The following is a 19,680-nucleotide window of genomic DNA, read 5'->3' as shown; positions in this document are numbered from 1 at the left end:
TTCTTCTGAATTAAAATTAGCCATAAAAAACACCCCGTAAAAGTTAGATTGATGTCTAACTTTTACGGGGCAGTTCAAAAAGGTACTCGCGTTTTGCTTTTTATACTTCCATGATAATAGGCAGAATCATCGGGCGCCTTTTGGTTCTTTCGTACAAGAAAGGTCCGAGTGTATCTGTAACTTGATTTTTAATTTCAGACCATTGTGTAGTCTTACGCGCCATGATCTTGTTCAAATGCTGTGTGATAAGGTTCTGAGCTTCGTTAATCAGATCTCCTGATTCACGCATATAGACGAACCCGCGGGAAATGATATCCGGTCCAGCAGCAATTTTGAACTCTTTCATATTGATGCTGACAACGACAATCACAAGGCCTTCTTCTGAAAGAATACGACGGTCGCGCAGGACGATATTTCCAATGTCCCCAATTCCGCTACCATCTATATAGACATTGCCTGAAGGTACCTTGCCGGCAACGGTCGCGCTATCCTGAGTAAGTGCCAGCACTTCACCGTTGTCCATGATAAAGCAATTTTCCTCCAAGACACCGCAATCCACAGCCGTTTGTACATGTGTTCGCTGCATGCGGTATTCTCCGTGGATTGGCATAAAGAACTTAGGTTTCATTAATCTGAGCATTAATTTTTGTTCTTCTTGTCCACCATGGCCAGATGTATGAATATTACTTAAAGGACCATGAATGACATCGGCTCCAGCACGGAATAACATATTAATGGTGCGTGATACACTAACCGTATTACCTGGTATTGGTGATGATGAGAATACAACTGTATCACCAGGATTAATCTGGATTTGTCTGTGAGTACCATTTGCAATTCTGGATAAGGCAGCCATCGGTTCACCCTGTGAACCTGTACAAAGAATTGTTACTTCGTTTGCTGGTAATCTGTTTAATTGCTGAGTATCAATAAATGTTTCTTTTGGTGCGGTAATATAACCAAGTTGAAGTCCTATTTCGATGGCATTTTCCATACTGCGACCAAAAACGGCTACTTTCCTGTTGTTTTGTACAGCTGCTTCTGTAACTTGCTGCAGGCGATGAATATTAGAAGCAAAGGTTGCGAAAATAATACGTCCTTCTACTTTTCGGAATATATCATGTATACTTTCGCCAACTTTACGCTCAGACATAGTGAAATTAGGAATTTCACTATTCGTACTGTCTGAGAGAAGGCATAGAACACCTTCTTGACCGATTTCAGCCATTTTGGTTAAATTGGCAGGTTCTCCAACCGGAGTAAAGTCGAACTTGAAATCACCGGTATGTACGATATTGCCTTGTGGAGTTTTTACCACAATGCCGTATGCATCCGGGATACTGTGAGTAGTACGATAGAAAGTAACAGAAGTTTTCCGGAACTTGATTACATCGTCCTCTTTAATTTCATGGATAATGGCTTGTCTAAGTAAACCGTGTTCTTCTAATTTCTTCTTTACTAATCCAATTGCCAATTTGCCACCATAAAGTGGAATATTGACTTGCTTTAGTAAATAAGGTATCCCGCCAATATGATCCTCATGACCATGAGTAATAAACAAACCTTTAATCTTGTCCGCGTTTTTAACGATATAGGAATAATCCGGTATGACATAATCTATGCCAAGTAATTCATCCTCCGGAAACTTTATCCCAGCGTCAATTAGGATAATTTCATCCTGGAATTGAACGCCATATGTGTTTTTGCCGATTTCGCCTAGCCCTCCGAGGGCGAAAACAGCTGTTTGATCGTTCTTGACAAATTTCATATATTATTTGGTCTCCATAATACGGAAATCCGGATTTTGTTTTTCAAATTCCAAATATTCATCTTTAAGAACTTGAACAAATTCAATATTGTATGGAAGGCTTTTTAACTTTTGACGGACATCTCTTTCCGATTCCCCTTCAACGTAAATAGATTTAGTATTTTCGCGAACGGGTGTCTCTGCTGCGTTCTCCTGAAAAAAAACTTTAAAAATCATGTAAATCTCTCCTAACTTACTCTTGTAAAATTTATAAATAAAGAGGTGGCAAGGAGCAACAACCAGGCCACCTTATCTATTGATATTCATCTTTGACTGTCGGTCTAAACAGTTCAGCATCTCTATTATAAGAAAATTTCCTAACATTTGCATGTTTAAACAATTTTCAATAAGGACTGTTATCTACTTTACCGTATAGAATAAGCCCTCCGCAAGGATATTTGAAGGGCTTTTCAAAAAATTATGCAATTGATTTCCTGCCCATCAGGTCTTTCCATTGTTTGAGAAGCTTTTTTCTGAGCTTTTTTAACATGGCTGACCATCTCCTTTATCTATTATTTTAATGGTAATTTAGCGTTTGGTAAATATGCATGCGAGATATAAGCACCTAAACGTAAAATAAATTTATCGTCCCACTTATAAATAGTATATGCTTGGATTCAAAAGCTTATATTGTAATTTATTGACATTCGCGCCTGATTCTTAATCTAAGTATAACTAATTTCTTTTACCGTTACTAATTTTCCTGAATAGCCAAGTTAACAAATCCTCGCTATTTTCCTGTTGTGGAGATTCCTCATGCAGAAGTTTGCTATTTATTATGATAGTATGATTGTAAATAATAATACATTAAAAATAGTATTGCGCATCTGGGAGGAAATGTTTATGGGGAAAATTGTATTTTTTGACATTGATGGGACACTTCTAAATTCTGAAAAGAAATTACCGGAATCCACTAAGGAAGCAATCCATTTACTAAAAAAAAATGGGACATACGTTGTAATTGCAACAGGAAGGGCACCTTTCATGTTCAGTCATCTTATTCATGAACTGGAAATCGACTCTTTTGTTAGCTTTAATGGCCAATATGTTGTTTTTGAGCATGAGATGATTTATAAAAACCCTCTATCTCCATCTCAATTAGAAAAATTAACGAGTGAAGCAAAGGCGAATGGGCATTCCATGATCTATATGAATGAGAAAACAATGAAAGCCAACGTTACACATGATCCATTAATAGAAGAGAGTATGGGATCTCTTCATTTTCCACATCCTGAGGAAAAGGGAGACTTTTATAAAAATCATGAAATTTACCAAGCTCTTTTATTTTGTGAGGAACATCATACGCCTCTTTATGAAGGGAACTATTCGGATCTGCAATTTATACGCTGGCATCCATATGCAATGGATGTAGTACCAAATGGAGGGTCAAAAGCTAAAGGAATTGAGTATGTGATTGAGCGCAAGGGATTCTCTATGGATGAGGTTTATGCTTTTGGAGATGGATTAAATGATTTAGAGATGATTAAGGCAGCCGGTACCGGTGTGGTTATGGGAAATGGCGTATCGCTGTTAAAGAAAGAAGCGGACTTTATTACAAAAAGTGTAGATTCAGATGGGATTTATTATGGTTTAAAGGAATTAAAGCTTATATAAATTTATTGAGTGATCAACTGACCAGACATAAAAGACTTCGGATAGGGTAGAGCGGTGTAGCAATCAATAAGTGAACAAAAAAAGACTGTAGACCACCCTAAATAGGAAAAATGTCTACAGTCTCAGCCGGTGATTAATCACCGGTTTTTATTTTTCAATGGCTACCGCATTGTCTAAGTGGGCAAATGGATCTTTAGGATTTATATGATCATAGAACATAACTCCATTTAAATGATCAATTTCATGCTGAATAATAATGGCCATCATACCACTTAACCTTAAAGTGATCTCTTCCCCCTCAAGCGTATAAGCATGTACTTTTACTTTATTGTAACGGGGAACATAGCCTGGTATGGCACGATCTACTGATAAACAACCTTCTCCAGCACTCAAATAAGCCTTCTGAACAGAATGGCTAATAATTTTTGGATTAAAGAGGGAATAGCTATGGAGCTTATTTTTATCGTCTGTAGCGTGAATAGCAATCATTCGTTTTGAAATATTAATTTGAGGAGCTGCCAGTCCAACCCCAGGACGTAGACCGTATTTTTCTGCTTTTACTGGATCCTGGCTGTTTTGTACATATTCCATTAAGCTTTTGAGAATTTCCTGGTCTTCTTTGGAAGGCGGAATTTGTACTTCCTCCGCTCTTTTGCGTAGAGTAGGGTGTCCTTCTCTAATAATATCTTGCATTGTAATCATTATTTCACCTCATAAAACTGTCCATTTATACTTTATAGTCTATCAAACCTTGCATAAAAAGTTAATTAAGACTTCTGCAATCTTAACAAACATGTATGGGGTCTAATAGCCTTATTAATCTTTACGTAGTACTGTATTTTAAGTTTGGGAATTAATCAATAGCCATCATACAACAATATATGACCTTATATCCAGATTACTAAGTGATTTCGGGGGTATTACTCCTATTATATATGTTATTTGTTGTCAAAATATTTCCATTTCGTTATAGTAAAGTAGGGATAGATAGGAGTGCTAATCATGGAAAAATACAAAAAAATTATTACACTTACAGGAATATTAGTAGTAATCCTTGCATTAACAGGATGTCTAAACAATAGCAGTCCGGAAGAGAAAATTTATGATACTCTGGAAGAAGTGGCTGCATTGGAGGAAGACTTCCAAAAACAACAAGAGCCGCTTCAAAAGCTAGAGGAAGAAGATAATGAACTGTACGGCAAGATTATACAACTGGGTATGAAAGAAATAGAAGAAATACAATCATTATCAAATGATGCCATCAAAGGAATAGAAGAAAGACAAGCGTTAATGAAAAAGGAAAAAGCAGCTATTGATAAGGCTAAGGAACAATTTAAGGGTTTCAATGACCATATAAACGATCTTGAAGACTCTTCCTTAAAAGCAAAAGCGAATGAATTAAAGGATACAATGACGAACAGATATAAGGAGTATGATGAACTGTATAAACATTATACAAAGAGTCTTACACAGGAGAATGAGTTATACACACTCTTTAAAAAAGAGGATGTAACCAAAGAAGATCTACAGAAACAAATTGAGGTAATTAATGAAACGTATAATTCACTAATGAACTCAAATAAAAAATTTAATGACTTAACGAATGAATATAATGAACAAAAGATTGCTTTCTACAAAAGCGCAAAACTAGATGTTGATACAGAATAAGAAAAAGCCATCAGGAGTGATGGCTTTTTTTATAGAAGTTCTAGGTTGGCGTTAAATCATTTTGATACGTTTTGGTATGTTTTGTTAAGTAATCAAAGCTAATTGATTTTTTAGAAACATCGGGTATGATTAGTTTTATTATAATTTTAAAATGGTTATTTAGTTTTTATACTTTTTGGATTGTCTGTTCAATACAGTTATTTGTTTTGTCTATATTACTATAGGGGATTATAAATACAGAAAGTTCATCTTTGTAAGCGCTTTTTCTACAATCTGTATTAGTATAAAAAAATATTACTGTATAACAGTTTGTTTTTGTTGAAAGTTTGCGAAAATGTTTACATACTCGAAACATATAAATTGACGGCAATTATTTAAATCGTGTAAACTGAAACCGTTGATACAGTTGTACTACTTTTTTATCCAGAGAAAACTAATACAGTTATCTAATGGTTTAGGTATGGAAAACTGGCATTATGATAATTTAAAGATGGATATTTAACCATTTATAGAAAGGAAGATGTGAATCCTATGGCTTCTAAACAACAAAAAGTCCTTTTTGAGGCAGAGAAGCAGTTGGAAAGCGTAAGCGACCAGTTCAAGACGTTGCAAATTTTAAATGAAGAGGGAGAAGTCGTAAATAAATCAGCTATGCCTGATTTAAGCGATGAACAGCTTCAAGAATTAATGAGAAGAATGGTTTACACTCGTATTCTTGATCAACGCTCAATCTCTTTAAATAGACAAGGTCGTCTTGGTTTCTATGCTCCGACAGCTGGACAAGAAGCTTCACAATTGGCATCTCAATTTGCTTTGGAAAAAGAAGATTTCATTTTACCTGGTTACCGAGATGTACCACAAATGATTTGGCATGGTCTTCCATTGACACAAGCATTCTTGTTCTCCCGTGGACATTTTGCTGGAAATCAAATTCCTGCAGATGTTAATGTGATCTCCCCACAAATCATTATTGGTGCACAATATATCCAATGTGCAGGTGTAGCTCTTGGTATGAAGAAAAATGGAGCAAAATCTGTTGCAATCACATACACAGGTGACGGCGGTGCTTCCCAAGGTGATTTCTACGAAGGAATTAACTTTGCTGGTGCATTTAAAGCTCCTGCAATCTTTATCGTTCAAAATAACCGCTTTGCGATTTCTACACCGGTTGAAAAACAATCAGCTGCTAAAACAATCGCTCAAAAAGCAATGGCTGCCGGTATCCCAGGTATTCAGGTAGACGGTATGGATCCATTGGCTGTTTACACAGCAGTTAAAGAGGCACGCGAAAGAGCAATCAATGGAGAAGGTCCTACTTTAATTGAAACTTTAACTTATCGTTATGGTCCACATACAATGGCTGGTGATGACCCAACACGTTACCGTACAGCTGACCTTGATAACGAGTGGGAGAAAAAAGATCCACTTGTTCGTTTCCGTAAATTCCTAGAAGGAAAAGGACTATGGAGCGAAGAGAAAGAAAATGAAGTAATTGAACAAGCAAAAGAAGATATCAAAGTTGCTATTAAAGAAGCGGATAATACTCCAAAACAAAAAGTAACTGATTTAATTATGAATATGTATGAAGAGCTTCCATACAACCTAGAAGAACAATATGAAATTTACAAAGAAAAGGAGTCGAAATAAGCCATGGCCCAAATGACGATGATTCAAGCCATCACTGATGCATTACGTACTGAAATGCGTAATGATCCTAAAGTTCTCGTTTTTGGTGAGGACGTAGGAGTAAACGGTGGTGTCTTCCGTGCTACTGAAGGATTACAAAAGGAGTTTGGAGAAGACCGCATCTTTGATACCCCTTTAGCTGAATCTGGTATTGGTGGATTGGCAATTGGACTTGGATTGCAAGGATTCCGTCCTGTTCCTGAAATCCAATTCTTCGGCTTTGTATTCGAAGTTATGGACTCTATTGCTGGTCAAATGGCTCGTATGAGATATCGCTCCGGTGGTACTTATACTTCACCAATTACAATCCGTTCACCATTTGGTGGTGGTGTACATACACCAGAGATGCACGCAGACAGCCTTGAAGGTTTAATGGCTCAAACACCAGGTGTAAAAGTGGTTATTCCATCTACACCTTATGATGCAAAAGGTTTGTTAATCTCTGCTATCCGTGATAACGATCCGGTAATCTTCTTAGAACACATGAAATTATACCGTTCTTTCCGTCAAGAAGTACCTGAAGGAGAATATACAATTCCATTAGGTAAAGCTGACGTGAAACGTGAAGGTACTGATCTTTCTATTATTACTTATGGCGCAATGGTTCAGGAATCACTTAAAGCTGCAGAGCAACTTGAAAAAGAAGGTGTATCTGCAGAAGTAATCGATTTAAGAACAATCAGTCCGCTTGATATTGATACAATTATTGCATCTGTTGAGAAAACTGGACGTGCAATTGTTGTACAAGAAGCACAAAAACAAGCAGGTATTGCTGCTCAAGTTGTTGCAGAAATCAACGACCGTGCAATTCTAAGCCTGGAAGCACCAGTATTGCGTGTAACTGCACCTGATACAGTATTTGCATTCTCTCAAGCAGAGCCTATATGGTTGCCAAATCATAAAGATGTACTTGAAACTGCAAAAAAAGTTTTAGAATTTTAACATAACAGGGGATGCTTTAGTAGCATTTTCTGACTAACACAACATAACTTTAAAAACTGAAAAGAAAGAGGAGGATGAAAAGCTATGGCTTTTAAATTTAAACTCCCGGATATCGGCGAAGGTATACATGAAGGCGAAATAGTAAAATGGTTTATTAAACCAGGTGATAAAGTACAGGAAGATGACGTACTTTGTGAAGTGCAAAACGACAAATCTGTTGTTGAAATTCCATCTCCAGTAGAAGGTACTGTTCAAGAAGTATTAGTTGAAGAAGGTACTGTAGCAGTAGTCGGTGATGTACTTGTAACTTTTGATGCACCAGGCTATGAAGATGTACAATTTAAAGGTGATGAGCATGGTGAAGAAAAAACTGAAGCTCAAGTTCAATCTACGTTAGAAAGCGGACAAGATCTTAAGAAAGATGCAGCTGCTCCAGCTAACTCAGATACTCCAACAGGTGCAGGTTCACAACCACAAGCAGAAGAAACTGCAAGTGAACGTGTAATCGCTATGCCATCTGTTAGAAAATTTGCTAGAGAAAACGGTGTGGATATCCACAAGGTTACAGGCACAGGCAAAAATGGCCGTGTATTAAAAGAAGATATCCAAGCATTTATGAATGGTGGACAAGAAAGTGCGTCAGTACAAGAAGCTCCTGCTGCCAAAGAAGATGCTAAACCAGCTGCAGCTGCTATTCCTGCAGGAGAATATCCTGAAACTCGTGAAAAAATGAGTGGAATTCGTAAAGCTATTTCTAAAGCGATGGTTAACTCTAAACATACAGCTCCACACGTTACATTGATGGACGAAGTAGATGTGACTAAATTGGTTGCTCATAGAAAGAAATTCAAAGAAGTTGCAGCTGAAAAAGGAATTAAGCTAACATTCCTTCCTTATGTTGTAAAAGCTTTGACGAGCGCATTAAGAGAGTATCCAGCATTAAATACATCCCTTGATGATGCTACACAAGAAATCATCCATAAACATTACTACAATATCGGTATCGCAGCTGATACTGAAAAAGGACTTCTTGTACCTGTAGTTAAAGATGCAGATCGTAAATCTATGTTTGCTATCTCTAATGAAATCAACACACTTGCTGGAAAAGCTCGTGATGGTAAATTAGCTCCTAATGAAATGAAGGGTGCTTCTTGCACAATTTCAAATATTGGTTCTGCCGGTGGACAATGGTTCACACCAGTTATTAACCACCCAGAAGTTGCGATTCTTGGAATCGGACGTATTGCAGAAAAACCAATCGTTCGTGATGGTGAAATTGTAGCTGCTCCTGTATTATCATTATCTTTAAGCTTTGACCACCGTATGATTGATGGAGCTACTGGTCAAAATGCATTAAATCACATTAAACGTTTATTAAATGATCCAGAATTATTATTGATGGAGGGATAAGACATGGTAGTTGGGGATTTTCCAATTGAAACAGATACTATAGTAATCGGTTCTGGTCCAGGAGGTTACGTGGCAGCAATCCGTGCTGCGCAACTTGGACAAAAAGTAACAATCGTTGAAAAAGGAGACCTTGGAGGCGTATGTTTAAATGTTGGATGTATTCCTTCCAAAGCCTTAATCACTGCAGGTCACCGTTATCATGATGCCAAACATTCTGAAGATCTTGGTATCACTGCTGAAAACGTAAAAGTAGACTTCTCTAAAGTTCAAGCCTGGAAAGGTACTGTAGTAGAAAAATTAACAAGTGGCGTTGGCGGATTACTTAAAGGTAATAAAGTGGACATCGTTAAAGGTGAAGCTTACTTTGTAGACGCTAATAACATCCGTGTTATGACTGAAAATAGCGCTCAAACATATACATTTAAAAACGCTATTATCGCAACAGGCTCTAGACCGATTGAATTACCGACATTTAAATATTCTGATCGTGTCATTCATTCCACTGGTGCTTTAAACCTTGATCATATCCCTGCAAGCATGGCTATTATCGGTGGTGGAGTAATTGGAGTTGAGCTTGGTTCTGTATATGCTAACTTTGGTACTAAAGTAACCATTCTAGAAGGTATGGACGAAATCTTGGCTGCTTTCGAAAAACCAATGTCTTCTATCGTTAAACGTAACTTGAAGAAGAAAGATGTAGATATCTTCACAAAAGTTAAAGCTAAAGGCGTGGAAGAAACTAAAAATGGCGTAATTGTTACTTACGAAGAAAAAGGCGAAGAGAAAAAAGTAGAAGCTGAATATCTATTAGTAACAGTTGGAAGAAAGCCTAATACTGATGAAATTGGTTTAGAGCAAGTCGGAATTGAATTAGATGAAAGAGGCTTTATCAAAACCGATAAACAATGCCGTACATCTGTAAGTAACATTTTTGCGATTGGTGATATCATCTCTGGCCCTCAATTAGCTCATAAGGCTTCTTATGAAGGTAAAATCGCTGCTGAAGTTATTTCAGGACATGCAGCTGAGATTGATTATCTTGGTATTCCTGCAGTTGTATTCTCTGAACCGGAACTTGCAACAGTTGGTTATACTGAAGCTCAAGCAAAAGAAGAAGGCTTAGAGATCGTTGCTGCTAAATTCCCATTTGCAGCAAACGGACGTGCTTTAGCATTAAATTCTGCCGAAGGATTTATGAAGTTAATTACACGCAAAGAAGACGGATTAGTAATCGGTTCTCAAATTGCTGGACCTGGTGCTTCTGATATGATTGCAGAGCTTGGCCTTGCAATTGAAGCTGGAATGACTGCTGAAGACATCGCTATGACTATTCATGCTCACCCTACATTGGGAGAAATCACAATGGAAGCAGCAGAAGTTGCGATGGGAAGTCCAATCCACATTATTAAATAAATAATTATTTTTACACCCCTTTCCTTTTTGGATAGGGGTGTTTTATTTTGTCGGTAAAGTGGTAAAATATAGGATAAGGTTGTCGAAAGGTGGAATTTCATGAGATATGCTATAGCGTTGCTTACATCTATGGTTCTGTTGCTATCTGGTTGCGGAGAAGAAGAGAAGGCGAAAGAAGATACACCTGAGAAAAGTGTAGAACAGACACAATCGAATCAGGGAACAAAGCCTAATAAAGCTGAAATTAACAAAGAGGTACCTAAAGAAACAGCAGCGAAGCCGATAGAAGAGATTTCACAAAACTATCAGGTCAATCTAACAAATTGGAAAATTGAACCTATAGAAGATGGTGAGAAAAAAGTAGCTCTATTAACCATCGATGATGCGCCGGATCAATATAGTTTAGCAATGGCTAAAAAATTAAAAGAAATGAATGCCTCTGCTATATTTTTTGTTAACGGGCATTTTTTGGAGTCGGATGCGCAAAAAAAGATATTAAAGAAAATCTATGATATGGGATTTGAAATCGGTAACCATACATACAGCCATGCCGTCCTGCCAGAATTGGATGAAGAGACGCAAAGAGAAGAAATCATTAAAGTGAATGACATGGTGGAAGATATTACCGGGGAAAAGCCCAGGTTTTTTAGAGCTCCATATGGGCAAAATACAGAGTTCTCCAAACAAATAGCCAAAGAAGAAAAAATGCAGTTAATGAATTGGACAATAGGATACGATTGGGAAAAACAGTACCAAGATAAGGACGCTTTAGTGAAAATTATGCTCACTAGCAAAGAATTGTATCCGGGAGCAAACCTGCTTATGCATGACCGTAAATGGACTAATGAGGCAATGCCGGAATTAGTTGAAGGATTACGTGCAATGGGGTATAGGGTGATAAATCCTCGTGAAATAAAGTCTTTTTAATGAAAAAGTTCTGATGCTGGGATATAAGTATTTCAGTCAATGATAAATCCGACCTATTAGGTGATATTTTAATAAATATTTCGCCTAATAGGTCGGATTTTTATTTGTTTTAAATAGATTGGTTACTTCTGTATATTAAACTTAGTGGAATGGAGCGGAAGCCACCGACTCCTGCGGGAAGTAACGGAGGCTTAAGACCCCACAGGCGCAGCCGAGGAGGCTAAAGCCTTCCTCCCCGCGGAAAGCGAGTGGCTGAAGCGCGCAATGGAACGAACGGCAAAATCAGATTTGTCCAACTAATTTGCTGGATAGATGATTCATGATTTTAAGACTTTTAAGACAGCTATATCTACTAAGTAGCTAGATCATCACGATTAGATACATAAAGGTTATAAGCCGTCTAAAATACCAATATAAAGAGGCTCTACTTTTTTAGATTATAATGGATGATTCTCCCGTTAAATAAATGAAGCTCCCCTTTTAATTTCTTTGATAAAAATTTTGCAAACTCATTAGCCTTCGATTTATCACCAATTGTAGAGTGTTGAGATAAACTGATTTGGATATAAGGGACTCTTTGATCATTTTCATCAGGGGTTTGTATATATTCATAATCCACTCCAATGCCTATCATGTGATAGTCCTTTTCCTCTGAGTATAAATAAAACCAATTATGTTTCCCTTCGTCTGTTTCTTTCAAAATATAAGGAAATGCAGTTTTACTATAATCCCATGCTAATTGTTCGGATGTATGTGAGATTGATTGTCTATAATGATTGATTAATTGTTTAATGTCCTCAATAGTAATGTCATCTTTTATGGATCCCTTCATTTTTATGAACGTTGATAAAGTCATAGGAACCTCCCTGAATGAATTCATTTTAATTAGTTTATCATTACCTGAAAATGGATAACAAGTGAAAGTGAAAACGCTTTACTTGTTTTGTAAATGAGTTTAATTTCGGTAATGGAGGAATTCATGGATAAAATTATTAGAATAATAGCCGATATAACCGTTTATATATTGATATTACACTTACTGATACATATGAAGGATAAGAGTGTCCAATTGTCATATTAATAATATATTATACACAATTAAACGAAAAATATTTTAATGTGACATACAATTTAGGCTTGAAATATATAATGAGTTATACTATTATTAGTTTATGGAATTAAAACGCTTTCTTGGAAGGTGTTTACATTTAAAAAAGGAGATGAAATGAATGGGTACAATCGTATGTACAGGATGCAACAATACAATCGATCATTTTGAAGATGAAAAAGTAACAGTATTGTATGCAACATGCACTGATTGCCACAGTTGTGATCAAGAATAGTCACTAGACCAAAACCGGTTCATTTCAAAAACTATAATCATTTAATCTTGAAAACTATAAAAAGTAAACATTAGCGATGACAACCTTCAATTAACAGGGGTTGTCTTTTTTAAATTTACTCGCATGAACACGGTGTATTCTTTATCTATTCTTTATATGATAAATTAATGATACACAAATGATTGGCATCACTTCCTAATTAAGAAGCGAATCAAATAATGCAGTTGTGTGAGAGCAATCATAACGACAAAGGAGGGTGTTTTATGTGGAAAACACGTGTAACAGAATTGCTCGGCATAGAGCTGCCAATAATTCAAGGGGGTCTGGCATATCTAGCCTATGCTGACTTGGCAGCAGCCGTTTCAAAAGCAGGTGGACTTGGCCAAATTACAGCTATGTCATTGAGCAGTCCTGAGGATTTAGCTAATGAAATTGATAAGGTCCGTTCTATGACTTCTTCTCCGTTTGGAGTTAATTTTGCAATTGGTAACCACGGAAAATCCTATAAAGAATTTGTTCAAGTGGTACTTTCCAAAGGAGTTAAAGTTGTTTCTGTTACAGGGGGAAACCCGAAGGAATTTTTAGAGATGTTTAAGGGTACTGGAGTAAAAACACTCGTATTGACTGCAGGGGTAAGGCATGCTATGAAAGCTGAAGAACTTGGAGCAGACGCAGTTATGGTGGTTGGTCATGAAGGTGGAGGCCATATAGGAAGAGATGAGTTGAGTACAATGGTTCTGGTACCTCAGACAGTCGATCATGTTTCCATCCCTGTTATTGCTGCTGGAGGAATCGGTGATGGAAGAGGTTTAATGGCAGCGCTGGCCCTGGGTGCTGAAGGTATAGAAATGGGGACAAGATTTATTACTACGAAAGAATGTATACATGCTCATGCCGCTTATAAGCAAGCAATCATAGATAGCTCTGAAAAGGACACAGTAGTGATTAAAAAGAGCTTGGGTGCTCCAGGACGAGCCATTCATAATCCGTATACGGATATTATCCTTGGAATGGAGAATAATAATTGTACATATGAGGATTTAAAAGATTATATTAGTGGTGAAAGAAACAAAGCATTTATATATAATGGAGATTCAGAAGCTGGTTTTGGTTGGGCTGGACAAGTTGTTGGTATAATTAAGGATGAGCCAACAGTAGAGCAATTGTTCAGTAGAATGCTAGCGGAAGCAGAAGTTATAAGAGAACGCTGGAAAGCAATTACAACATAAGAGGTGATACATATGGATTATCAATATCCGATTGATTATGAATGGTCCACTGATGAGATCGTAAAGGTCATATCTTTTTTTCAAGGAATCGAGAAAGCTTATGAGAACGGGATAGAAAGGGAACAGTTAATGAATCTTTACAATGAATTTAAACGAATTGTTCCTTCTAAGTCTGAGGAAAAGAAACTGTGCAATGAGTTTGAAGAAGTGAGTGGCTACTCTTCCTATCAAGTAATTAAGCGAGCAAAAAACAGTGCTAATGAAGGATTTATAAAAATAAGCCGATAAAGAACATTATCCCCTTTAGCATAGTGCTAAAGGGGGTGATGTTTTTTTCGAGTTTATTAGACATTGTACAGGGGTATTAAATGTACAAATACATCATGAATAATTTCAACTAATTGATCACCGGAAAGCTGAACAGCTTCCTCGCGTGGAATTTGATAGCCGCATAATAATTCAGCTTTCTTGACTGTTTGTAAACGATTAAACATACCGTTTAAGTCTTCGTTTGATAATGTACTGTGGGGAATAACTTCAGGCTTCATGTGATCAATAGACCACACGTAATCAGATGGGATAAGATTTTTTATCGTTTCAGTTTGGCTAGCCAATCGTTGTCCCTTTTGCGCTTTATCTTTGGCTTCATAAATAACTGCATACCAAATAAATAAATGGGTTTCCCACAGACCAATTTGAAAATGTGGCTGCATTTTGTAACCGCGTGGATTGGATGAAAAAGATATCCATGTATCATTCGGCGGGTTAATCGTACGACGAGCATGCTTTGCAATATGGGGATACATTGGATCTTGTGTTAAAACAGATAATTCTTCTGTGAAAATCTGACTTAATGTTTCAAATTTGGGACGGATTAAGGTTTTGATTGCATCCATTCGTTGGTCGAGACCATCTATTGTAAATACATTAAAGTCTTCATTTGTGAAACCTTTTATAACCATATTTATTACCTCCTATTCTATCTTATTTTAGCATAAGAATGGAGGGGCCAAATAATATTATGCATATGTAACTAGGCCCTTGTCTATTTTGGTTGCAATAATCCCGAAATAACATACTATAGTACAAAGTACAATTAAATTTCTGAATTTTCTTAAAATAAATGCAAGGAGAGGATTTTTATGAAACAGGTAGTTAATCACAAATTGAAAGCACAAGAAGTCGAGAAACATAGAAAAGCAGTTCTCCGGATGGAACTGGATTATGAATTGGCTACCTTATATGAAGCTATTCAACAGGATGATGAAAAACAAAAAAATCGTTCTAAGCAAAAACTAGAAAGAATAAGAAAAGAACTTTTACGCTTAAAAGCACTTTAATAATGGATATTATTATATGTTTTTTTTGATTGATTAAGACGAACTGCATGTTCTCGTTCATGATGTTCGTCTTTTCTTGTTATTTGATTGTCTTAGAATTAAACTGGAATTAATATACATACTAATGAAAAGATTTTAATTGAGGTGGGAAAAATGGCAGATTGGTCCAACATTCATGATATGGCGGTTCAATGGATTAAAGAAGCAGGGGTAAAGATTATTAACTCATTTGAATCGATTTTAGATATTAACACAAAATCAAATGTAAATGATTTAGTCACTAATATGGATATGGAAATAGAGCAATTCTTCAAAGAAAGAATATCTGAACACTTTCCTACTCATCAAATTCTCGGTGAAGAAGGCTCTGGCCATGATTTACAGTCATTGGATGGAGTCGTTTGGATTATAGATCCTATAGACGGAACAATGAATTTTGTGCACCAGCAAAGAAATTTTGCGATATCAATAGGTATAATAGAAAATGGTATTGGAAAGATTGGGCTAATATATGATGTAGTCCATGATGAACTGTATCACAGTATAAAGGGAAAAGGAGCTTTTCTCAATGATAAGGAGATTCCTAAGATAAAGGAAGTTCCACTTCCTGAATCTATTGTAGGCTTAAATCCAATTTGGCTGACGGACAATAAAAAAATTGATAAGAATTTGACGGGAAGACTTGTCAAAGATATTAGAGGGACCAGGTCCTATGGATCTGCAGCCATTGAAATTGCCTATGTTGCTACTGGACGAATGAACGCTTATATATCCATGAGATTGGCGCCATGGGATTTTGCGGGTGGAGCCGTGATTATTGAAGAACTGGGTGGAAAAGTGACAGATTTGCAAGGCAACCCGATCCATTATCTTAGGAAGAGCTCATTCCTGGTGGCTTCGCCAGCTTTACATGGAGTGATTCTCGAGCAGTATTTATCATCCTAATGGCTATAAAAGAGAAAAAGCATCAGTATCTGATGCTTTTTTATTGCTTAAATTAGGATATTGCGGTAAAATTGTTTAGTTAAAAGAATAGTCTAAAGTTTTTCTCGCCAACGCTTTTTTAGTGTAAAGCCGCTACCCATAATGCCGATAAAAGCTAACAGGCATAGGGCAATGGCCACCGCACTTCCTTCAGCGATGGATATAGCAATTCCGCATAAACTTGTTACTGCGAGAACTGCTAGCAGCATAAATATAAATTTAATATTCATATGTAATCACCCCAATCTTCATATTCATTGTACACAATACGAATGCAGCTTTCTAGTTTCAGTATGTTATAATGACAAGGTTGGTTTCGATAAGCATAAAATCTGGGAGTTGAAATAGTTTGCAATACAGAAATGACGTCAAAAATATAGCGATTATCGCTCACGTTGACCATGGTAAAACTACTTTGGTCGATCAATTGTTAAAACAAGCAGGTACATTCCGTTCTAATGAACAAGTTGCTGAAAGAGCAATGGATTCCAATGATCTTGAAAGAGAGCGCGGTATTACAATTTTAGCGAAAAATACTGCCGTTAACTATAAGGATACACGTATTAACATATTGGATACACCTGGACACGCAGACTTCGGCGGAGAAGTAGAACGTATCATGAAAATGGTAGACGGTGTTCTTTTAATCGTTGATGCGTATGAAGGTTGTATGCCGCAAACCCGTTTTGTACTGAAAAAAGCATTAGAACAAAAACTTACGCCAATCGTTGTTGTTAACAAAATTGACCGTGACTTTGCTCGTCCTGAGGAAGTAATTGATGAAGTAATTGATTTGTTTATTGAATTGGGTGCTACTGAAGAACAATTGGAATTCCCGGTTGTTTACGCTTCAGCGATTAACGGTACCGCTTCTTTAAGCCCTGATGTGGCTGATCAGGAAGAAAATATGGAGTGTTTATTTGAATCAATCGTAGAAAATATTCCATCACCTGTAGACAATCGTGAAGAACCTCTGCAATTCCAGGTTGCTTTGCTGGATTATAGTGATTATTTAGGAAGAATTGGAATTGGCCGTGTTTTCCGTGGCACAATGAAAGTTGGACAACAAGTATCTTTAATGAAACTTGATGGAACCGCGAAAAATTTCCGCGTAACTAAAATATTCGGCTTCCAGGGATTAAAGCGTGTGGAAGTAGAAGAAGCATTACCGGGCGATTTGATTGCTGTCAGCGGTATGGAAGACATTAACGTAGGGGAAACAGTTTGCCCAGTTGATGTTCAGGAGCCGCTTCCAGTTCTGCGTATAGACGAGCCTACATTACAAATGACATTTGTAGTAAACAACAGTCCATTTGCAGGAAGAGAAGGTAAATGGGTAACATCACGTAAAATCGAAGAGCGTTTAATGAGCCAGCTCCAAACAGATGTAAGTTTACGTGTGGATCCTACTGATTCTCCGGATGCCTGGATTGTTTCCGGACGCGGAGAATTACATTTATCCATTCTTATCGAAAATATGCGCCGTGAAGGATATGAACTTCAAGTGTCTAAGCCTGAAGTAATCATCCGTGTTATTGATGGTGTTAAATGTGAACCTGTGGAACGCGTTCAAGTTGACATTCCTGAGGAATATACAGGTGCAATCATGGAATCATTAGGTGAAAGAAAAGGCGAAATGCTTGATATGGTCAATAACGGAAGCGGACAAGTACGTCTAGTATTTAATGTTCCTTCCCGTGGATTAATCGGGTATACAACTGAATTCTTAACATTAACACGTGGGTATGGTATTTTGAACCATACATTTGATTCCTATCAGCCTATGCAGGCAGGTCAGGTTGGCGGAAGAAGACAAGGTGTTCTTGTATCCATCGAGACAGGTAAAGCTACTCAATACGGTATCATTCAAATTGAAGACCGCGGCGTTATTTTCGTAGAGCCAGGTACTGAAATTTATGAAGGTATGATTGTTGGGGAACATAATCGTGAAAATGACTTAACTGTCAATATTGTTCGTGCTAAACAACAAACAAACGTTCGTTCCGCTACAAAAGATAATACAGTTACGATGAAAAAGCCGAGAATCATGTCACTTGAAGAGGCATTGGAATATTTAAATGATGATGAATACTGTGAAGTAACACCAGAATCCATTCGTTTACGTAAAAAGATTTTGGATAAAAACGAACGTGAAAAAGCAGCTAAGAAAAAGAAATTCGCTGAATAACTTTTACCTTTGGGGAGAGGGAGCGTTTTAAGTGGATATTACAAATAACCTGCCGTTCTTTGCAGACTTGTTTCGAATAGGAGACCCACAATATTCACAAATAGGGGTGTGGGCTCTCTATTTGACGATTGTAATACTTTGCGGAATAGTATATAAACTGGGGTTTGCCAGAAAATTAAGTCTTGGGAAAAGTATAGTAGTCTATGCCATTATGGCCTTTGGATGTAGCTTTTTGACGTTTTTGGCACTATTTTTGCCCGTGGCAGAAGTTCTGTTAGTGGCTACTGCTTTTCTGGGGATTTATAAATATAGACTCCGTAAGGAAATGAAAAACGAGGTAAATGCGGAATAAGGGGTGTGCAAATGAACTCTGTTCAGGATGCGATCTATAATTGGTTAACGATAAAAGTTGTCATTGATCATCGACCTGAAGATACCGCAGCAAATGAAACAGTCCTCTGGTTCGAACATACCTTGCAGGAAAAGTTTGGAATATCAGACTATCGCTATAAAAAAAGTGACGGTTGGTATATAGTCTCCTATAAAAATGAGGGGGCCATAAATGAATTCAGGTTTCCGGAGGATATGATTGAGGTTATGCTTAATCAAATCCTCCAGAATCCGGATCATTACCGTAATTATCCATCATAAAAAAACAGAGAAGATGAGTAATCTCATTCTTCTCTGTTTTTTTTTTAGATTACATGTAAACAGCCCATTTTTTTCAGGTCAATGCTTTTACCATGTATCCTCTTCTTTAGCCGCTCGATATAATCTGAAATTCCCAGTGCTTTTTCGTGCAATTGTTCGTTCTTCTATACGTTTATTGCATTCCTGACACATATATGTATGAATTGGACGATTTCTAAGTCGTTTAGCCATTAGTGTTTCATCATTAATTGATTCGATTTTATCACAGATCACACATTTAACTCGCATTAAAGGACACCCCAATCTATTGCATGTATAGTCATTATACCATATAAGAATTCTTCATACATGGTTATGGAATGGTCATGGTATGTGAAACGGATAAGATGAATGATTAAAATTTCATAAAACTGAAAAGAATAAAACAATTCAAAGGAAATGGGTTATTTTCTTCTATTTTTGTATGTAAATACATATA

22 protein-coding genes are annotated in these 19,680 nt (G+C 36.9%); 15 read left to right on the top strand and 7 right to left on the bottom strand.

Annotated elements, in window-relative coordinates:
* Positions 1-100: 100 nt before the first annotated feature.
* Entirely contained in the window at positions 101-1,768 is a 1,668-nt protein-coding gene (gene rnjA, locus AC4D4B_RS10885) for a ribonuclease J1 (protein WP_490996015.1), read from the bottom strand.
* A 3-nt stretch (positions 1,769-1,771) separates the two neighbouring features.
* Entirely contained in the window at positions 1,772-1,984 is a 213-nt protein-coding gene (locus AC4D4B_RS10880; RefSeq protein ID WP_490996014.1) for a DNA-dependent RNA polymerase subunit epsilon, read from the bottom strand.
* Between the two features lie 666 nt (positions 1,985-2,650).
* On the opposite strand from AC4D4B_RS10880, the gene AC4D4B_RS10875 reads away from it, so the two are divergent.
* Positions 2,651-3,421: a Cof-type HAD-IIB family hydrolase gene (locus AC4D4B_RS10875; protein WP_490999892.1), complete on the top strand. Its 771-nt coding sequence runs from the start codon at positions 2,651-2,653 to the stop codon at positions 3,419-3,421.
* 147 nt (positions 3,422-3,568) lie between these two features.
* Here AC4D4B_RS10875 and def read toward each other — a convergent pair whose 3' ends face one another.
* A complete protein-coding gene (def, locus tag AC4D4B_RS10870; RefSeq protein WP_490996012.1) occupies positions 3,569-4,123 on the bottom strand; it encodes a peptide deformylase in 555 nt (184 codons plus the stop codon).
* Positions 4,124-4,423: 300 nt separating this feature from the next.
* On the opposite strand from def, the gene AC4D4B_RS10865 reads away from it, so the two are divergent.
* The 6 genes from AC4D4B_RS10865 to AC4D4B_RS10840 all read left to right on the top strand — a co-directional run bounded on the left by AC4D4B_RS10865 (position 4,424) and on the right by AC4D4B_RS10840 (position 11,467).
* A complete protein-coding gene (locus AC4D4B_RS10865) occupies positions 4,424-5,089 on the top strand; it encodes a YkyA family protein (RefSeq protein ID WP_490996011.1) in 666 nt (221 codons plus the stop codon).
* Between the two features lie 531 nt (positions 5,090-5,620).
* Positions 5,621-6,736, top strand: a complete 1,116-nt coding sequence (gene pdhA / locus AC4D4B_RS10860) for a pyruvate dehydrogenase (acetyl-transferring) E1 component subunit alpha (RefSeq protein ID WP_490996010.1) — start codon at positions 5,621-5,623, stop codon at positions 6,734-6,736.
* Between the two features lie 3 nt (positions 6,737-6,739).
* Entirely contained in the window at positions 6,740-7,717 is a 978-nt protein-coding gene (locus AC4D4B_RS10855; RefSeq protein ID WP_066100851.1) for an alpha-ketoacid dehydrogenase subunit beta, read from the top strand.
* A gap of 84 nt (positions 7,718-7,801) precedes the next feature.
* On the top strand, positions 7,802-9,127 hold the full coding sequence (locus AC4D4B_RS10850) for a dihydrolipoamide acetyltransferase family protein (protein ID WP_490996009.1): 1,326 nt from the start codon (positions 7,802-7,804) through the stop codon (positions 9,125-9,127).
* Positions 9,128-9,130: 3 nt separating this feature from the next.
* Positions 9,131-10,540, top strand: coding sequence for a dihydrolipoyl dehydrogenase (gene lpdA, locus AC4D4B_RS10845; RefSeq protein ID WP_490996008.1), 1,410 nt, complete (start codon positions 9,131-9,133; stop codon positions 10,538-10,540).
* A gap of 99 nt (positions 10,541-10,639) precedes the next feature.
* On the top strand, positions 10,640-11,467 hold the full coding sequence (locus AC4D4B_RS10840; protein WP_490996007.1) for a polysaccharide deacetylase family protein: 828 nt from the start codon (positions 10,640-10,642) through the stop codon (positions 11,465-11,467).
* Positions 11,468-11,891: 424 nt separating this feature from the next.
* Here the strand turns inward: AC4D4B_RS10840 and AC4D4B_RS10835 are convergent, their stop codons facing one another.
* Positions 11,892-12,323, bottom strand: a complete 432-nt coding sequence (locus tag AC4D4B_RS10835) for a DUF1885 family protein (RefSeq protein WP_490996006.1) — start codon at positions 12,321-12,323, stop codon at positions 11,892-11,894.
* 373 nt (positions 12,324-12,696) lie between these two features.
* Between AC4D4B_RS10835 and AC4D4B_RS10830 the strand changes: the two genes are divergently transcribed.
* The 3 genes from AC4D4B_RS10830 (at position 12,697) to AC4D4B_RS10820 (ending at position 14,327) form a co-directional block, all read left to right on the top strand.
* Positions 12,697-12,810, top strand: coding sequence for a GapA-binding peptide SR1P (locus AC4D4B_RS10830; protein WP_490996005.1), 114 nt, complete (start codon positions 12,697-12,699; stop codon positions 12,808-12,810).
* Between the two features lie 263 nt (positions 12,811-13,073).
* Entirely contained in the window at positions 13,074-14,039 is a 966-nt protein-coding gene (locus AC4D4B_RS10825; protein ID WP_490996004.1) for an NAD(P)H-dependent flavin oxidoreductase, read from the top strand.
* A 12-nt stretch (positions 14,040-14,051) separates the two neighbouring features.
* On the top strand, positions 14,052-14,327 hold the full coding sequence (locus AC4D4B_RS10820) for a UPF0223 family protein (protein WP_490996003.1): 276 nt from the start codon (positions 14,052-14,054) through the stop codon (positions 14,325-14,327).
* Between the two features lie 56 nt (positions 14,328-14,383).
* Here the strand turns inward: AC4D4B_RS10820 and AC4D4B_RS10815 are convergent, their stop codons facing one another.
* Positions 14,384-15,001, bottom strand: coding sequence for a DUF1054 domain-containing protein (locus AC4D4B_RS10815; protein WP_490996002.1), 618 nt, complete (start codon positions 14,999-15,001; stop codon positions 14,384-14,386).
* Positions 15,002-15,181: 180 nt separating this feature from the next.
* On the opposite strand from AC4D4B_RS10815, the gene AC4D4B_RS10810 reads away from it, so the two are divergent.
* Positions 15,182-15,379 carry a YkzI domain-containing protein gene (locus tag AC4D4B_RS10810; protein ID WP_490996001.1) on the top strand — a complete coding sequence of 66 codons (198 nt, stop codon included), beginning with the start codon at positions 15,182-15,184 and terminating at the stop codon, positions 15,377-15,379.
* 153 nt (positions 15,380-15,532) lie between these two features.
* Positions 15,533-16,324 (top strand): inositol monophosphatase family protein, encoded by a 792-nt coding sequence (locus tag AC4D4B_RS10805; protein ID WP_490996000.1) that lies wholly within the window; start codon positions 15,533-15,535, stop codon positions 16,322-16,324.
* A gap of 92 nt (positions 16,325-16,416) precedes the next feature.
* Here the strand turns inward: AC4D4B_RS10805 and AC4D4B_RS10800 are convergent, their stop codons facing one another.
* Positions 16,417-16,593, bottom strand: a complete 177-nt coding sequence (locus AC4D4B_RS10800) for a DUF5325 family protein (protein ID WP_490995999.1) — start codon at positions 16,591-16,593, stop codon at positions 16,417-16,419.
* Positions 16,594-16,712: 119 nt separating this feature from the next.
* Here AC4D4B_RS10800 and typA point away from each other — a divergent pair, with 119 nt between their 5' ends.
* The 3 genes from typA to AC4D4B_RS10785 are packed head-to-tail and all read left to right on the top strand — an operon-like array spanning position 16,713 to position 19,202.
* Positions 16,713-18,551: a translational GTPase TypA gene (gene typA / locus AC4D4B_RS10795; RefSeq protein ID WP_066100821.1), complete on the top strand. Its 1,839-nt coding sequence runs from the start codon at positions 16,713-16,715 to the stop codon at positions 18,549-18,551.
* Between the two features lie 31 nt (positions 18,552-18,582).
* On the top strand, positions 18,583-18,903 hold the full coding sequence (locus tag AC4D4B_RS10790; RefSeq protein ID WP_490995998.1) for a YlaH-like family protein: 321 nt from the start codon (positions 18,583-18,585) through the stop codon (positions 18,901-18,903).
* An 11-nt stretch (positions 18,904-18,914) separates the two neighbouring features.
* On the top strand, positions 18,915-19,202 hold the full coding sequence (locus tag AC4D4B_RS10785; RefSeq protein ID WP_490995997.1) for a hypothetical protein: 288 nt from the start codon (positions 18,915-18,917) through the stop codon (positions 19,200-19,202).
* Positions 19,203-19,289: 87 nt separating this feature from the next.
* On the opposite strand, the gene AC4D4B_RS10780 is transcribed toward AC4D4B_RS10785, so the two are convergent.
* Positions 19,290-19,490, bottom strand: coding sequence for a YlaI family protein (locus tag AC4D4B_RS10780; RefSeq protein WP_490995996.1), 201 nt, complete (start codon positions 19,488-19,490; stop codon positions 19,290-19,292).
* Between the last annotated feature and the right edge of the window lie 190 nt (positions 19,491-19,680).

The organism is Pradoshia sp. Z6_59, from assembly GCF_058267515.1.
The sequence above is the reverse complement of the archived record's forward strand: the minus strand, read 5'-3'. Positions and strand labels throughout refer to the sequence as shown.

What these genes read in the sequence shown, in the direction of transcription:
- AC4D4B_RS10865 (WP_490996011.1), top strand. Translation starts at nt 4,424, where the DNA reads ATGGAAAAATACAAAAAAATTATTACACTTACAGGAATATTAGTAGTA.
- AC4D4B_RS10815 (WP_490996002.1), bottom strand. Translation starts at nt 15,001, where the DNA reads ATGGTTATAAAAGGTTTCACAAATGAAGACTTTAATGTATTTACAATA.
- AC4D4B_RS10785 (WP_490995997.1), top strand. Translation starts at nt 18,915, where the DNA reads ATGAACTCTGTTCAGGATGCGATCTATAATTGGTTAACGATAAAAGTT.
- AC4D4B_RS10780 (WP_490995996.1), bottom strand. Translation starts at nt 19,490, where the DNA reads ATGCGAGTTAAATGTGTGATCTGTGATAAAATCGAATCAATTAATGAT.
- AC4D4B_RS10820 (WP_490996003.1), top strand. Translation starts at nt 14,052, where the DNA reads ATGGATTATCAATATCCGATTGATTATGAATGGTCCACTGATGAGATC.
- AC4D4B_RS10810 (WP_490996001.1), top strand. Translation starts at nt 15,182, where the DNA reads ATGAAACAGGTAGTTAATCACAAATTGAAAGCACAAGAAGTCGAGAAA.
- def (WP_490996012.1), bottom strand. Translation starts at nt 4,123, where the DNA reads ATGATTACAATGCAAGATATTATTAGAGAAGGACACCCTACTCTACGC.
- AC4D4B_RS10850 (WP_490996009.1), top strand. Translation starts at nt 7,802, where the DNA reads ATGGCTTTTAAATTTAAACTCCCGGATATCGGCGAAGGTATACATGAA.
- AC4D4B_RS10800 (WP_490995999.1), bottom strand. Translation starts at nt 16,593, where the DNA reads ATGAATATTAAATTTATATTTATGCTGCTAGCAGTTCTCGCAGTAACA.
- rnjA (WP_490996015.1), bottom strand. Translation starts at nt 1,768, where the DNA reads ATGAAATTTGTCAAGAACGATCAAACAGCTGTTTTCGCCCTCGGAGGG.
- lpdA (WP_490996008.1), top strand. Translation starts at nt 9,131, where the DNA reads ATGGTAGTTGGGGATTTTCCAATTGAAACAGATACTATAGTAATCGGT.
- AC4D4B_RS10875 (WP_490999892.1), top strand. Translation starts at nt 2,651, where the DNA reads ATGGGGAAAATTGTATTTTTTGACATTGATGGGACACTTCTAAATTCT.
- AC4D4B_RS10840 (WP_490996007.1), top strand. Translation starts at nt 10,640, where the DNA reads ATGAGATATGCTATAGCGTTGCTTACATCTATGGTTCTGTTGCTATCT.
- AC4D4B_RS10880 (WP_490996014.1), bottom strand. Translation starts at nt 1,984, where the DNA reads ATGATTTTTAAAGTTTTTTTTCAGGAGAACGCAGCAGAGACACCCGTT.
- AC4D4B_RS10825 (WP_490996004.1), top strand. Translation starts at nt 13,074, where the DNA reads ATGTGGAAAACACGTGTAACAGAATTGCTCGGCATAGAGCTGCCAATA.
- pdhA (WP_490996010.1), top strand. Translation starts at nt 5,621, where the DNA reads ATGGCTTCTAAACAACAAAAAGTCCTTTTTGAGGCAGAGAAGCAGTTG.
- AC4D4B_RS10835 (WP_490996006.1), bottom strand. Translation starts at nt 12,323, where the DNA reads ATGACTTTATCAACGTTCATAAAAATGAAGGGATCCATAAAAGATGAC.
- AC4D4B_RS10805 (WP_490996000.1), top strand. Translation starts at nt 15,533, where the DNA reads ATGGCAGATTGGTCCAACATTCATGATATGGCGGTTCAATGGATTAAA.
- AC4D4B_RS10855 (WP_066100851.1), top strand. Translation starts at nt 6,740, where the DNA reads ATGGCCCAAATGACGATGATTCAAGCCATCACTGATGCATTACGTACT.
- AC4D4B_RS10830 (WP_490996005.1), top strand. Translation starts at nt 12,697, where the DNA reads ATGGGTACAATCGTATGTACAGGATGCAACAATACAATCGATCATTTT.